The sequence below is a fragment of the Pseudidiomarina terrestris genome (assembly GCF_030466405.1).
GTDB classification, from domain to species: Bacteria; Pseudomonadota; Gammaproteobacteria; order Enterobacterales; family Alteromonadaceae; genus Pseudidiomarina; species Pseudidiomarina terrestris.
This window is the reverse complement of sequence record NZ_JAGGJF010000001.1, coordinates 807052-821093: the sequence shown is the minus strand read 5'-3', so window position 1 is coordinate 821093 and position 14042 is coordinate 807052. Positions and strand designations below refer to the sequence as shown.

The window sequence follows — 14042 nt, the reverse complement described above, 5'->3', positions numbered from 1 at the left end:
AGGCCAAGTTATACACAGAGTTGTACAGTGGGTATATACAGATCTCAGGGGATCTTATACAAGCGTTACTCACAGCAGTTGCGTAAAAGATCCTAGCCATGTTGATGCTTTTTTCTCCGGATCATCCCGCGACATATCTATTTCGAGCCGTTCAGTAAGCCGTTTTGCACCAAGATCTTTGAGCGTTCGATCAAAATCGCGTCCCGCTTCGCAATAGGTATCATAGCAACTGTCGCCAACGGCAATAACGGCGTAATGAAGAGGATCTAGTGGAGGTTTCTTCGCGTGCAGATCGTCGGCAAAGGCGAGCATGCTGTCGCCGTACTCACCGGCGCCATGACTGGCAACACACGCCAGCCAATAGGTGTCAGTTGTCACAGCGTTCACCAGCTCGGTGTAATCAGGTTCGTAATGCATACGCGTGGTGAAGCCCTGCTCTGTGAGTTGATCGTTAAGTTGATCGGCCAGATATTCCGTGTTTCCAGAAGTGGTGGCAACAAGGATATCGATGGTAGGTCGTGTGCTTTGCATAACTGGTGGTGCCCTAGTCAAAACTCAGAGAATGTTTAGATAAATGATACCACCTGATCGCGGCCATTGCGCTTCGCTTTCAATAAGGCTTTGTCAGCGCGTTGCAGAGCTTCGTTCACATCCTCATCAGCTTTAATCTCAACAATACCAAAGCTTGCTTTAATCTGAATCATACCAGTTGCGACAGGTATTGCGGGTAATTTGGAACGTAATCGTTCGGCGGTACGATGGGCGTCTTCGAGATTTTGGTCGGGTAGCAACAGTAGGAATTCATCGCCACCGAACCGACCAATGACATCGCATTGCCGGATGTGCGCCCGAATACTCTGGGCGGCCATGATCAAGGCCTGATCGCCGACCAGATGGCCGAAGTCATCGTTGATTGCTTTGAATTCATCCAGATCAAATACCATCAGCGAGATGGGGAAGTCTCGACTCCGGCGTCCACTCAGCTGACGTTCGGCACAGGCGAGGAAGTAATTGCGGCTCGCGACCTGGGTCAGGCTATCGATCTGAGTCTGCTGGTGAAGCTGTTTGTTCTGTTGTAACAGCGACGGTACCGAAAGCCCGAAATAGGTATTGGCAGCAATGACACAAAGTGCAAACTGATAGGTCAGTGCATGGTCGTCAACGCCAACAAAACCGAACCAGGCGGCGATAAAGAAGCTGGTCAGGGCCAGGCTTAGCAATGACCTTTCGATAGACTCTGTATAGACGATCCATAACTGTGGAACGCTCAGGAAGAAGATAAAATAGGCGATCGCAGGGTGACCAAATAGGTAATCAGCACCAAGCACCACCATCACTAACGCCAACATGAGGACGAGGCGTTTGCTCCATAGCTGTCGATAGAGTGGCGCTGAAGAAACTTTTACGTTTAATGGGCGTAGCCAACTGGTGTCCAGCTGCCATATACGGCCTAATACCAACATGAAAAATGGTGTTAGTACGAGTGCGCCCGCCAGATCGCCAATCCACCAGGCTAACCAGCTATTGAGAACATCGGCTGGGGTCATAGTGCCTATCAGATAGAAGGCGATGAGTCCCAACCAGGCACCGAGTAAAGTGGTCAGGAATATAATGATAAGAAAATAAAGAACGCGCTGGGGGATATGCTGAATATCCCAGGAACCGACGAAGCGGCGAAAGTAGAACCCGCCTAGGGCAAAGGCAATGGTGTGTGCGCTACCGAGTAGTAATGAGTGCTGAGCTTGTTGCAAGATTGAGAGTTGCGAATTCTCCTGCCAGTACATCCAGAAACCGACCAGAGTTGCCGCAGCCAGAACCGGCAAAAATGCTCGCCGGCCAATTAAGATAAATGCAGCGAGAGATAATCCTGCAGGCGGATACCAGAGACTGATATACGGTTGATATTCCAGCAGCATCGCCGCCCACCACACCAGCAGCCAGAGGCTAATGAGTGCCAGATAACGGAATGACGATAAGGATAGATTCTCTAGGCTTCGCGAGTTCAACATTAAGTCCTTTCGGTTACACAATGACTAATGTAAAGCATCTAATGCGACAAATGGAAATTTTTTACGACCAGTGAAATGGCCTATTCAGGCCAATTTTGGTAACGTCTCCGGATCCTTTATGAAACAATGAGTAAGACTATGCAACGTACTAGTTTTTGGCTTGCTTTTGCAGCCATTGCAGCGGTGAGCTTTGGCGCAAATGGAAGTGCATCTGCTTCGGCAATCAAGCAAACCAAGGGTGACTTTGAAGATAAGTTTCGTCAGTTAGACGAAGTATTGCCAACCCCTAACGTTTACCGCAGTGCGGCTGGCGAACCCGGTGAGCAGTATTGGCAGCAACAAGCCGACTATCAAATCAATGTACGTTTAGACGAAGAAAAACGTCGTATCGATGCCAAAGAGACCATCGGCTATCAGAACAACTCTCCATATACCCTGAAATACATCTGGATCCAGCTGGACCAGAACATTTTCCGTAACGATTCCAGAGCAGAGCGCAGTGCAACTTTCGGTAGTCATCCGGACACTGACCTGCGCGGCATTGATAAGCCGGCGCGTATCTCTCTGGGCGAGCTTCGTCGTCAGCAGTTTATGACTGACAACGAATTAGGTTTTGCGATTAACAATGTCGAAAATGGTGAAGGCCAATCACTGAGTTTCACCATTGTTGGCACCAACATGCGGGTCGACCTGGCAGAGCCATTGGCACCAGGCGCACGTACCTCACTTGCCATAGACTTTGGCTTTAACATCGTTGAAGAAGATGCAGTGGGTGCACGCTCAGGTTATGAGCACTTCCCTGACGATGCGCGTGAAGGTGGTAATGATATCTTCTTACTGGCGCAATGGTATCCGCGGGTTGCTGCTTTTACCGATTACGAAGCCTGGACCAATAAAGAGTTTCTAGGCCGTGGTGAGTTCACCATGGAATTTGGTGATTTTGAAGTCAATATTGATGTACCAGCGGATCATATTGTCTCTGCAACAGGTGTTTTGCAAAACCCGAAGCAGGTATTAAGCAAAGAACAGCAGCGTCGCCTGGAAAAGGCAAAAACTGCTGATCGCCCCGTATTTGTGGTGACTGAAGAAGAAGCCCTTGAGAATGAAAAAGAGGGCACCAGTAAGCGCAAAGTCTGGCGTTTTGCGGCAGAGAATGTCCGCGATTTTGCCTGGGCTTCGTCACGTAAGTTCATGTGGGATGCAAAAGGCTACCAGCAAGGCGGTGACGTACAACCGCTGGTTATGGCCATGTCCTTTTTCCCGAAAGAAGGTGGCGACTTGTGGAAGAAATACTCGACTGAGTCCGTCATTCACACCATGGAAGTTTACAGCCGGTTCTCCTTTGATTACCCGTATCCGACCTCACAGTCGGTTAACGGTCCGGTGGGTGGCATGGAATACCCAATGATTACCTTCAACGGTCCGCGTACTGAGCTGCAGGAAGATGGTACACGCACCTATTCACTAGCTGAGAAGCGCTTCTTAATTGGTGTTGTGATTCACGAGATTGGGCACATCTACTTTCCTATGATCGTGAACTCAGACGAACGTCAGTGGACCTGGATGGACGAGGGACTGAACAGTTTCCTTGACGGCGTTGCCGGCCGTGAGTGGGATCCTTCCATTCCATGGGGCGTTGAGCCACGTGGTATCGTTGATTACATGAAGTCATCGGTGCAGGTTCCTATCATGACGCAGTCAGATAGCGTGTTGCGCCTGGGCCCTAACGCCTACAGTAAACCTGCGGCCGCACTGAATATTCTGCGTGAAGTTATCCTCGGCCGTGAGTTGTTTGATTTTGCCTTCCGTGAGTACGCGCAGCGTTGGATGTTCAAGCGTCCGACCCCCGCTGATTTCTTCCGGACCATGGAAGAAGCGTCAGGTGTTGATCTGGACTGGTTCTGGCGGGGTTGGTTCTACAGTACCGATCATGTCGACATCAGCCTTGATCGTGTTTACAAGTTACGTTTGGATACACAAGATCCGGACATCGACTGGGAACGCCGTCGGCAGGAGCAAGCGGATAAGCCGGTGTCGTTTTTCGTACGCCGCAACGAGATAGAAGGTCGCAAGACGTGGGTCGAAATGAACCCTGATGTGCGCGACTTTTATGACGAAAACGATCGCTTCACCGTGACCAACAAGCAACGTAACGCTTATCAAAGTTTCCTTGAAAAGCTCGATCCGTGGGAGCGCCGGGTATTTGATCGCGCTATTGCGGAAGATAAGAACTACTATGTTTTGGATTTCTCCAATCTGGGTGGTCTGGTGATGCCAATCTTACTGCAGATGACCTATGCAGATGGCACGACGGAAGACTATCGCATCCCTGCTGAAATCTGGCGTCGCAACACGAAAGATGTCAGTAAGTTGATTGTTACTGACAAAGAAGTGGTGAGTTTTGCAGTAGATCCAAACTGGGAAACCGCAGATGTGGATATCGAGAATAACTACTATCCGCGGAAAATCATCCCTTCACGTATCGAAGCCTATAAGTCAGAGCGCGGCACCGACCATATCAGTCGTGACCTGATGCAGGAAGCGAAGAGCAAGCTAAAAGGCGATGAGGACAGCGACAACGATGAAAACTAAGTCGTTGATCGTTGGTTTACTGGCCTGTTTGTGGGTGGGTAGCGTAGCTGCCCACCAACTAAAATCTGCTGTTACAACGATTCTCTTTAACGAACGCACCGGTAATATCGAGATCATGCACCGCTTCAATTTGCATGATGCTGAACACGCCGTTGGGGAGTTGTTTCAAAAGCAGCAGGTGGATATTCACACCGATGAAAAAACCCGTGGGCTGTTTGCAGCCTATGTGCTGGATAAGTTTAAGTTAGCGACCGCGGAAGGCGAACCCTTGCCGTTATCGAGTGTGGGGTATCAGGTTGATGGCCGGGATTTCTGGGTTTATCAGGAAACCCCTGTGCCAAAGAAGGTGACCGGTCTTGAGGTCAGCCACAAAGCATTACAGGAGTTATGGTCGGAGCAGCAAAACCTGGTCAATATTGAAGGCAAAGGTGAAATTAAGAGTCTACAATTTAATGCAAATGACGATAGACTGACCGTACAGTTCGACTAATTTTTGCCACTGGAGGCGCTATGGTTCGAATGATAATTGCCTTTGTTCTGGCCATGGTCGCTGCGGCGATAGTGGGTAGTATCATCCAGACACAGTTTAATCTTGCCGCCTTAGTTGAGCTTTCCGTTCCTATTTCCTTCGATACCCGAATTTCTACGATAATTCATGATCTTCTCCATTTTTCGCCGACGTTCGCAGTAATTATTGCCGCGGTAATGGTCGTTGCGCTGCCGGTGGCCTATGCCATTTCACGCTGGCTGGACCACGGTGAACGTTGGTGGTTTACGCTGGCGGGTTTCGTTGGCTTGCTGGTTGGCTTCTACGTGGTTAACGAGTTGGCACCCATGCCCACGCTTATAGCGGCAACCCGCAGTTGGCCGGGGCTTGTCAGTATGTCGTTAACCGGCGCCTTAGCCGGGTGGTTGTTTGATCGCCTGTGGCATCCGACCGAGCAAGAACTTAAGGAGCCTGTGGTATGAGTACTTGGCGGAAGAAAGTAAAAAAAATCCTGCTGTGGCTGAGTCTTGAGTTGGTCATCGTGGTGGCGGCTGTGCTGCTTATTCCTCAGGCTCAAGCGTCTCAGTCACAGGTGCCAGATGTGGAAGCGGAGCCGACAAATGGGTTTGGGGTCATGGTGATTGCGAATGAACTCAAGCATCCCTGGTCGTTGGTGGAACTTCCCGGACACCCTCTTCATTTCTTGGTGACCGAGCGCGATGGCGGGTTTAAGCGTATTTCTGAGTTGGGATTTATTGATGACATCCCATTGGTACTTCCCGATCTCTTTGTATCTGGTCAGGCAGGCTTATTCGCGGTGAGTCTGGCACCTGATTTTGCGACCTCAAGAGCTGTGTTTTTCAGCTACGCCTGTGGCACAGCAACAGCAAACTCGACCTGTGTGGTGCGAGGGAAGTTAAGTGGTAGCTTGCCGCTAAAAGTCACTGGGCTGACCAAGATCTTCACTGCTCAGCCGCTTCGGGAGGGGGCTGCACATTACGGTGGACGCATGGTATGGCTTCCCGATGGCACCTTACTGCTAACCTTAGGCGATGGCTTTGACTATCGTGAGCAGGCACAGAATCTTGATAACCATATTGGCAAAATCGTGCGCATGAGTCCCACCGGCGATGCGGTTGCCGGGAATCCTTTCCCGAATAAGGCTGGCGGCTATATTTTCAGTTATGGCCATAGGAACAGTCAGGGATTGGTTTATGATGCAGAACAGAATGTGATTTGGCAGCATGAGCATGGTCCGCGCGGTGGCGATGAACTCAACCGCTTGCAGGCAGGCAAGAATTACGGCTGGCCCATGACCAGCTACGGCGTCGACTATACCGGTGCACTGGTCACGCCTTATAAAGATTTGCCGGGTGTCACGGCACCCGAGTATCAATGGACGCCTTCCCTGGCACCAGCCGATATGGTGATCTATCAAGGTGACCTGTTTTCGCAGTGGGAAGGCGCTTTACTGGTCGCGCAGTTAGCCGGGCGCCGTCTGCAAGTTCTGCAAACTAGTGAAAACGGTTGGCAGGTTGCCCATGAGTTATCCTTTACCGATTCTGCAGCCGATGCGGAACCGAATAAACAGCGGATCCGCGCGGTGACCGTTGCCAGTGATGGCGCAATTTACGTGTTAACGGATAGCAGTTCAGGGCAGTTGCTAAGAGTCACTCCGGCAGGCCATTCATCCTTCTGAGCTGAGAATACGATTCCTACGCAGCTAAAGTACACAGCTAAAGTTTGTGTAAAGCAACCTCGCGATTTTGCAGCGATGTGCTACTTTGTAAAGACGAACAAAGTAAGTACGTCCACCAAAATTAGCGAGGTTACCTATGAAGAAATGGATTCCATTGGTTGTCGCTGCGGCCGTCGCAGTTGCGGGCTGTCAAAGCCAGATGAGTAATACTCAAAAAGGCGCTGCTATCGGTGCAGTTGCCGGGGCATTGCTGGGTAAAGGTACGGGCGATCACGATAAAAGCCGTTATGTCTGGGGTGCCGCCGTGGGCGCGCTGGCGGGCAGTGCGATTGGCGCCTACATGGACCGCCAGGAGCAGCAATTCCGGGAAGAATTGCAAGGTAGCGGTGTCGAGGTGATCCGCGACGGCGATACGATTCGTCTGCAGTTGCCGAGTAATATCACCTTTGCCTCAGATAGCGCAGTCATAGCTTCGAATTTTAATCCGGTATTAAATGATGTGGCACGCGTGCTGAATAAGTACGAGAAGACCACTATGGTGGTTGAAGGACATACGGACAGTACTGGCTCTGAAGAATACAATCAACGCTTGTCAGAGCGCCGTGCATTAGCAGTAAGCAATCACCTCAACTCGAATGGGGTCGATTCGCGTCGTATTACTGCGTTAGGTTTCGGTGAGTCGCAGCCAGTGGCTAGCAACGACACTGAAAGTGGTCGTCAGATGAACCGACGGGTTGAACTGCGGATTGTGCCAAATCGTGCACAATAGCCACGAATAGTTAGTTGGAGAACAAACCAAGCGAGCTTCGGCTCGCTTTTTTGTGTCCGCTAACTGGGTTCGTGTTTATTTAAGTCTTGTTGCACCCTTAATAACCACCTTGCGGCCGTCAACTTGGCGTTGAAATCGAGTTTGTCGGCAATTTGATAGAGCTTAAACAGGCGGTGATAAAATCGCGCCCGATAACGCTCGAGCTGCTGAAGTGTGAGTTTACGTTGCTCGATATCCTGCAATTCACGCTCCAGCGCCTGCAACAGATGACGCTGCCGGCTGCGCAGATTGGTGGGGAATACCAGTTTGTAACTGGCCATAGCGAGTAGTGGTGCGGCAGTGACCGCTAGCGCAATACTAATCGATTGCACCGCATCGAACTGATAGTGCAGGTTCGGCTGCATGAGTAGCAAAAATACCAAGACAAAGTCCATAGAACCCGGCGAAGTGCGGTTGTGGGACATCGGGATCCCCGCCAGTAGCACCACGGGTACCAGGCAGAGCAACATGGTAAAAATGCTGTCGGTGTGAGGCCAAAGAAAGGCTTGGATCGAGACGGCGATAAAGGCGCCTGCGGCCTGCCCTACGAATACGTAGTACATGGTTTTTGCGGGGTTTTCAGCGGTTGAGAATAAGGTCAGCATCACCGACGCACCGAGCAATAGAAAGACCAGTGGCATCCAGCCGGTGATGGCCCAGAGTATACTGATGAGCCCCATCACCGCTAAGGTACGCAAGGCCGACTCTTTGGCGCCGCGCCAGTCGCGATGAAGCAACAGTGAGGGCGAACGAACGGACTGCGCGACCGCGCCACTTTCGCGAAATGAGAGCCGCTCGGTAGCAGCTTGCTCAAACTCAAAAAACGCATCAGCTATAGGAGTTTTAGCCACAAAGGGGCGTAACGCGATGACGGTGGCGCGCATACGTTTGGTATCGTTGTCGATGATGGCCTGGGCACAGCTCTTTAATGCCTCACTTAATTCCGGGTAGGGCGTTAAGCTCTTGCCGCTGAAATGAAGGGTTTCCAGTTGCGCGAAAATACCAAGTTGGGCGTTCAGGAGCCGTCGAAAGAGTTTCGCTGACAGGTGCGCCGAGGGTGATCCGCTGCCGTGGTCGTTCAGCTGTGTTTCAAGGTGAGCGAGCTGAGTGATGTGATCATGGACCGGCAGCTTCTCAATGCTGCCTTGGTCGAAGGCCTTGGCCAGGAGCTGCAGGTTGGCTGCGGTCTGCCGGCGAACTTTGTTCACCAGGGTTTGCTCGGCGCGTTTGTAGGTAAACAACCAGCCGATGATAAGGGCCGTAAGTATACCCAGCATCACGGTCACCAGGCGGTCGACACCAATATAAACCAGCGCGTCCGTGGTACGCGTTAACAACACCACCATTGAGGCTGAGTAACCCGCGAGTACAGCGCCGTACGAGATAAGCCCGTGTAAGAGGGTTGAGGCGTACACACAGGCCACCACCCAAAAGGTCAGCATCAGGCCAGCAAGCAGGTTGATGTCCTGAGTCATCAGTACGATCAAAATGCCGACGCTGGTGCCAATGATGGTGCCCAGCGCCCGAAAGCCGGCTTTTTCCAGCAGCAAGCCGCGGGTAGGTTGGGATACCGACCAAACGGTCATGGCGGCCCACTGAGGATGTTCCAGGCCTAGCGCCCAGGCTAAAAAAAGTGCCAGACAGGCGGCGCTTCCGGTCCGTAAGCCGAACCGGAAACGGGTGTAATCAAAACCAAATTGCGCGAACTTAGTTGTTGTTGCGTTCATCCACCAATAACGCGATTGCGCCGTCTCCTGTAACATTGCATGCGGTGCCAAAACTATCTTGCGCCATATACAGCGCGATCATCAAAGCGACCGCTGTCTCACCAAAGCCCAGCATTGAGCCTAACAGACCTACCGCCGACATCACAGCGCCGCCTGGTACACCTGGCGCAGCGAGCATCACCACGCCTAACATCATGATAAACGGCAAAATGGTGAAAAACGAGGGAAGTGCCAGTGAATCATGTAAAAACATCACGGCCAGCGCACAGCTGACGATGGTAATGGTCGAGCCGGCAAGGTGTGTGGTAGCGCACAACGGAATGACAAAGTCGGCAACGTCATCCGTAACCTTGTTCGCTTTCGCACAGCGTAAGCTGACCGGGATAGTAGCGGCGCTCGACATCGTACCTAACGCGGTAAAGTAGGCCGGCAACATGGTTTTCAATAGACCAAAGGGGCTGCGACCATGACGTAATCCGGCAAGCACATACATGGTCGTCAGATACACCCAGTGCAACGCCACCGCCATCAGCAACACGATACCGAAGGTTTGCAAGGTTTGAAAAACGGTGCCTGCATGTGCCATTCCAGCGAACACGCCAGCAATGTAGAACGGCAACAACGGAATAATAACGTTAGCCAACAGGCGTTCGATAATATCGCGACCTTGGTCCGACAACTGTTTCAGCTGCAGCGCTTGTGTTGCGGCTATTCCCAGGCCAAAAATAAAGGCCAATACGAGCGCCGTCATAATGCCGAACACGGGCGGCACATCGACAGTGATAAAAGGCTCCAGCACTTCAGTCGCAGTGGTGCCATCGGTTCCTGCGGCGGTCAATAAAGGCACCACCAGACGGGCGATGAAATACGCCGCGATGCCCGCCAAAATTGTCGATAAATAGGCGATGACCAGCGTACGTCCGAGTAGTCTGCCTGATTTTTGTGGTAAGCCAGCAATACCGCTGGTGATGAAAAACAGAATCAGTAATGGAATGGTAAAAAACAGCAACTCGCCGAACAAAACCTTAAAGGTCAGCAAAAGCTGCGTAAACCAATCTGGCATGTACAAGCCAATCAAGGTACCGAAGACAATACCAAGTACCAGTTTAAGAATGAGTCCCATATTTTTTGCTCTCGTTGTTGGGGCTGCTGTCAGCTTGTGCTGACAGTGCGGAAATACTGGAAAGTGCGCCTATTCTTGCTGATTTGGCGGTGGATTGCCAGGTGTATGTGTTGGCGGGAAAGTCGCAATTAGCTGATGGAGAGATGCGGCTGAGACAGAATATTGAACGTCCTCTTAGATTCAACTTATTGCGGCTGAAACAAGTCGTCAGAAACTTCTTTTTCAACAACATTAACGGCGGTGTAGGTGACCTTCCAAGTGTCGTGAATTCGCTCATGCTGAAGATAAGGTGACTTGGCAATTTCCCAATACCTATCATAGTAAGCGAATTTCAAATTTTCATAAGGCTCTGGGTTGATATACAGGCTTGGCGCGTACCAATACCTTGAAATACTTCCATCTTCATAAGCTATCTCAATTAACTTCGTATTGCGCCCGAGCACTTTGAGTTCCGCGTCCTTAACCGTCAAATGCTTTAAGACTCGGTTTTCCTCTGATGCATCAAAAACTTCTATTTCAGCGTTCGGTTTCGTCTTAATATATTGTTTGTTTTCGTCCGCTCGGTAAATTTCCCAGTTACCGACAGTGCTGTTAGTTTCTATCCTGAAATGACCACCCTTTCCGTAGTAAATTGTTTGCGAGTTACCATAGGTTGAGTCCAGAAGTTCTTGTGGTATTTCCGGTATTAACGCTTTGCTTTGGATCTTATATTCGATAACGCCTTCGAAAGAGTCATTAGCACAAACATCAGCACTCAAATACACCATCAACATTGCCAAAATGGTTGCAGCTTTACTCATTCTCTTTCCTTATTTTTTTCAGTAGTGCCTTCACCGGCGCTTCGAGTATTAAGTAAGTAAAAAATAAAACGCCGAGAGCCCAAAAGCTAAGCTGAACGTAATATGCTTCAAAATTATCCTTTATATGAACTTCATTGCTTCTTACATAAATCGTATCTGAAACAAGGCCATCGTAAAATGTATACCCGCAAAATGATGCACAAATAAGATAAAAAACGATTTTCAGTAATAGATTGTTTCTGTTCATAGTGCTTGGTCTATTTCTTCGTTCACTAATTCATCAACCTTTTCAGTGCCTTTTTTTAGCGCCTCTCCACTAATTTGTTCAATCCCGAATTTCAGCACCCTTGCTCGAATACTTCCACCAGAACCTATATCCCGTTGTATCTGCCCGGTAATTCCGCCCGCACCTGCCTCACCCGCTTCACCAGCAGCCTCGTTTATTGGCACCTCACCGTCAGCCAACGCCTCCGCCACATCCATAACTATCCCCATAGGGGTAGCGATTCCAATAATAGTTTTTGCAACCTCACCACCTGCAAGCTCTGCTACGTTTTTTGTAGCTTCCTCCCTGCTGCTCTCGCCACTAGTGAACTTTTTAAGGCTGGCATCTTGCTGAATAGCCAGTTTGGATTCTTTACCCGTGGGATCCGTCCCATTCAGCGGGTTATTCCCCACATAAGCATACCAGTTAATGCCATCTTTGTAGCCGATGGGGTCGGTTTGCATAAACCGGCCCAGCCGCGGATGGTAAACCCGTGCTTTGTAGTAGTACAGCTCGGTGCCGGGGATGAGGATTTGCCCGGTGAAACGAAAGCGTGCATCGCTGCTGTTCTTCGGGTTGCCGTAGGCATCGTACTGATGCGCTTGCAGCAGGGCGCCATTGTCGGTCATCTCGGCGATGATGCTGCCGCGCTCATCGGCCAGCAGATAACGGCGGGCGTTTACGCCAGCACCTTCATAACGAATGACCGGGTCATCGTTGCCAAGGCCATGAATAAAGCGCCGCAACAGCGTGCCTGAGCTGCTGTACTCCGCCACCAGCTCATCGCCGTCGTAAAGATAATCGATGCTTTCGCCGTTGTGTACCGTGCGCGTTAAGCGACCCGTGGCATCGTAGCTAAGCGCTACCGCATCGTCAGAGCCGTTCGCTGCAACTGACTTACCGGACTATAGCTGTAACTGCGGTCGTTAAATTCCTGGTAGTCGCAATCAAGCAACCGGCTCATGTCGTCGTAGCTGACACAGAATCTTGAATACACTCATTCAATCCGCTCAGCTATCAAGTACCACTTGGTTAATCAAACTCTTTATCTAAACGTTCCTTTAACAATTCCCACTTTCTTTTTGAACTCAATTCCCCATCAACTAGCGTTTGATAAAAAAAGCGTTCTAGCATTTCTTCACAAGCAAGCATCGCAGACCTAGAGCTGGATTTGGGGGTTCTAGTTAGAGGGTTTGAATATTTCCAATAACTTGAAACCTTATTATCAATGATCTCCACCTCTTTAGCTGATACAAAAAATGGAAATGAAAAAACATCTTCATCCTCAACTAGAAACTTAACATCTTCGTCAAATAAAATTGCGTATACAATGTACGTTTTACTTTCCTTCAACAGGTTCGCATCTTGACATAAAGAGCTAGCTAATTTTTTAACGATCATTTTTATTTTCCATATAGCAGATGCGGTTACTGATTGTTTTTACGACTAAATCTACCATCCTGCTTGATTTTAGCACTATCGACCCTTTGAGTTTCTCTATGTCGTTCTGTATGTAATTCAGTCTTAGTACCATCCGCATTTGGACGATTTTTAACTACCTTATCATGCGTTCCTGTGTCTTTATCAAACTTTGGATCTCCCATACCGTCTAATACTGTTCCTTCGCCAGCTTCTATTTCACCAATTAACTCCTTACCTGCCAAATCGTCAACAAGATCAGCCGCATCTTCGATGTCAATTGAGCCATCGTCATCAGACATTTCATTGTAGGCCTCTGAAGCGCCATAAGCCACAACCCCTGCGCTACCAGTAAACAACGCAGCTTTGATTGCAGCAGCAGCCCAAGGGATAGCAGGTATAACAAAAGCAATTTCCCCCGTCGGGTCCGTCCCATTCAGCGGGTCATTCCCAACATAAGCGTACCAGTTCATGCCATCTTTGTAGCCGATGGGGTCGGTTTGCATAAACCGGCCCAGCCGCGGATGGTAAACCCGTGCTTTGTAGTAGTACAGCTCGGTGCCGGGGATGAGGATTTGTCCGGTAAAACGAAAGCGTGCGTCGCTGCTGTGCTTCGGGTTGCCGTAGGCATCGTACTGATGCGCTTGCAGCAGGGCACCGGAGCTTGTCATTTCGGCGATGATGCTGCCACGCTCATCGGCCAGCAGATAACGGCGGGCGTTGACCCCAGCACCTTCATAACGAATGACCGGGTCATCGTTGCCAAGTCCATGAATAAAGCGGCGTAACAGCGTGCCGTTGCTGTGATACTCCGCCACCAGCTCATCGCCGTCGTACAGATAATCGATGACTTCGCCGTTGTGTACCGTGCGCGTTAAGCGACCGGTAGCATCGTAGCTAAGCGCTACCGTATCGTCAGGGCCGTTCGCTGCAACTGACTGGCCGGATTATAGCTGTAACTGCGGTCGTTAAATCCCCTGGTAGTCGCAATCAAGCACCCAGCCCATGTCGTCGTAGCTGACACAGAATGTTGAACACACTCGTATGCCACTACAAAAGCCCCGCACGAGTGTAGTTTTTGATTCAAACTATTGAAGACGATATACAAATAAC

General features: G+C 50.1%; 13 protein-coding genes and 1 pseudogene. 5 read left to right on the top strand and 9 right to left on the bottom strand.

Annotated features, from left to right (window positions below):
* Positions 1-69: 69 nt before the first annotated feature.
* Together J6J34_RS03775 and J6J34_RS03770 are read right to left on the bottom strand one after the other, a co-directional pair.
* Positions 70-531, bottom strand: a complete 462-nt coding sequence (locus J6J34_RS03775; RefSeq protein WP_301898513.1) for a flavodoxin domain-containing protein — start codon at positions 529-531, stop codon at positions 70-72.
* A gap of 35 nt (positions 532-566) precedes the next feature.
* Positions 567-2009, bottom strand: a complete 1443-nt coding sequence (locus tag J6J34_RS03770) for a GGDEF domain-containing protein (RefSeq protein ID WP_301898512.1) — start codon at positions 2007-2009, stop codon at positions 567-569.
* A 138-nt stretch (positions 2010-2147) separates the two neighbouring features.
* Between J6J34_RS03770 and J6J34_RS03765 the strand changes: the two genes are divergently transcribed.
* From J6J34_RS03765 to J6J34_RS03745, 5 genes are all read left to right on the top strand, one after another.
* Positions 2148-4601 (top strand): M1 family metallopeptidase, encoded by a 2454-nt coding sequence (locus J6J34_RS03765; protein ID WP_301720903.1) that lies wholly within the window; start codon positions 2148-2150, stop codon positions 4599-4601.
* A complete protein-coding gene (locus tag J6J34_RS03760) occupies positions 4591-5091 on the top strand; it encodes a DUF6702 family protein (protein WP_301898511.1) in 501 nt (166 codons plus the stop codon). The genes J6J34_RS03765 and J6J34_RS03760 overlap by 11 nt, the downstream gene beginning before the upstream one ends.
* A 20-nt stretch (positions 5092-5111) precedes the next feature.
* Positions 5112-5570 carry a hypothetical protein gene (locus J6J34_RS03755; RefSeq protein WP_301720906.1) on the top strand — a complete coding sequence of 153 codons (459 nt, stop codon included), beginning with the start codon at positions 5112-5114 and terminating at the stop codon, positions 5568-5570.
* The gene (locus J6J34_RS03750; protein WP_301898510.1) at positions 5567-6787 is read left to right on the top strand and encodes a PQQ-dependent sugar dehydrogenase; all 1221 of its coding nucleotides are present in this window, start codon (positions 5567-5569) and stop codon (positions 6785-6787) included. The genes J6J34_RS03755 and J6J34_RS03750 overlap by 4 nt, the downstream gene beginning before the upstream one ends.
* 136 nt (positions 6788-6923) lie before the next feature.
* Complete coding sequence (locus J6J34_RS03745; protein WP_301720908.1) at positions 6924-7556, top strand: YiaD family glycine zipper/OmpA-like lipoprotein; 633 nt, start codon at positions 6924-6926, stop codon at positions 7554-7556.
* Between the two features lie 59 nt (positions 7557-7615).
* Here J6J34_RS03745 and J6J34_RS03740 read toward each other — a convergent pair whose 3' ends face one another.
* The 7 genes and pseudogenes from J6J34_RS03740 to J6J34_RS03710 all read right to left on the bottom strand — a co-directional run.
* Positions 7616-9322, bottom strand: coding sequence for an FUSC family protein (locus J6J34_RS03740; protein ID WP_301720909.1), 1707 nt, complete (start codon positions 9320-9322; stop codon positions 7616-7618).
* Positions 9303-10445 carry a dicarboxylate/amino acid:cation symporter gene (locus J6J34_RS03735; RefSeq protein WP_301720910.1) on the bottom strand — a complete coding sequence of 381 codons (1143 nt, stop codon included), beginning with the start codon at positions 10443-10445 and terminating at the stop codon, positions 9303-9305. The genes J6J34_RS03740 and J6J34_RS03735 overlap by 20 nt, the downstream gene beginning before the upstream one ends.
* Before the next feature lie 185 nt (positions 10446-10630).
* Positions 10631-11245 (bottom strand): hypothetical protein, encoded by a 615-nt coding sequence (locus tag J6J34_RS03730; RefSeq protein WP_301720912.1) that lies wholly within the window; start codon positions 11243-11245, stop codon positions 10631-10633.
* A 243-nt stretch (positions 11246-11488) separates the two neighbouring features.
* Positions 11489-12316 (bottom strand): RHS repeat-associated core domain-containing protein, encoded by an 828-nt coding sequence (locus J6J34_RS03725; RefSeq protein WP_470384737.1) that lies wholly within the window; start codon positions 12314-12316, stop codon positions 11489-11491.
* Positions 12317-12372: 56 nt separating this feature from the next.
* Entirely contained in the window at positions 12373-12507 is a 135-nt protein-coding gene (locus tag J6J34_RS03720) for a hypothetical protein (protein WP_301720914.1), read from the bottom strand.
* A 35-nt stretch (positions 12508-12542) separates the two neighbouring features.
* A complete protein-coding gene (locus J6J34_RS03715) occupies positions 12543-12911 on the bottom strand; it encodes a hypothetical protein (protein ID WP_301720915.1) in 369 nt (122 codons plus the stop codon).
* A 26-nt stretch (positions 12912-12937) separates the two neighbouring features.
* Positions 12938-13825, bottom strand: a pseudogene (locus tag J6J34_RS03710) (RHS repeat-associated core domain-containing protein); the annotation flags it as partial.
* Between the last annotated feature and the right edge of the window lie 217 nt (positions 13826-14042).

What these genes read in the sequence shown, in the direction of transcription:
- J6J34_RS03775 (WP_301898513.1), bottom strand. Translation starts at nt 531, where the DNA reads ATGCAAAGCACACGACCTACCATCGATATCCTTGTTGCCACCACTTCT.
- J6J34_RS03770 (WP_301898512.1), bottom strand. Translation starts at nt 2,009, where the DNA reads ATGTTGAACTCGCGAAGCCTAGAGAATCTATCCTTATCGTCATTCCGT.
- J6J34_RS03765 (WP_301720903.1), top strand. Translation starts at nt 2,148, where the DNA reads ATGCAACGTACTAGTTTTTGGCTTGCTTTTGCAGCCATTGCAGCGGTG.
- J6J34_RS03760 (WP_301898511.1), top strand. Translation starts at nt 4,591, where the DNA reads ATGAAAACTAAGTCGTTGATCGTTGGTTTACTGGCCTGTTTGTGGGTG.
- J6J34_RS03755 (WP_301720906.1), top strand. Translation starts at nt 5,112, where the DNA reads ATGGTTCGAATGATAATTGCCTTTGTTCTGGCCATGGTCGCTGCGGCG.
- J6J34_RS03750 (WP_301898510.1), top strand. Translation starts at nt 5,567, where the DNA reads ATGAGTACTTGGCGGAAGAAAGTAAAAAAAATCCTGCTGTGGCTGAGT.
- J6J34_RS03745 (WP_301720908.1), top strand. Translation starts at nt 6,924, where the DNA reads ATGAAGAAATGGATTCCATTGGTTGTCGCTGCGGCCGTCGCAGTTGCG.
- J6J34_RS03740 (WP_301720909.1), bottom strand. Translation starts at nt 9,322, where the DNA reads ATGAACGCAACAACAACTAAGTTCGCGCAATTTGGTTTTGATTACACC.
- J6J34_RS03735 (WP_301720910.1), bottom strand. Translation starts at nt 10,445, where the DNA reads ATGGGACTCATTCTTAAACTGGTACTTGGTATTGTCTTCGGTACCTTG.
- J6J34_RS03730 (WP_301720912.1), bottom strand. Translation starts at nt 11,245, where the DNA reads ATGAGTAAAGCTGCAACCATTTTGGCAATGTTGATGGTGTATTTGAGT.
- J6J34_RS03715 (WP_301720915.1), bottom strand. Translation starts at nt 12,911, where the DNA reads ATGATCGTTAAAAAATTAGCTAGCTCTTTATGTCAAGATGCGAACCTG.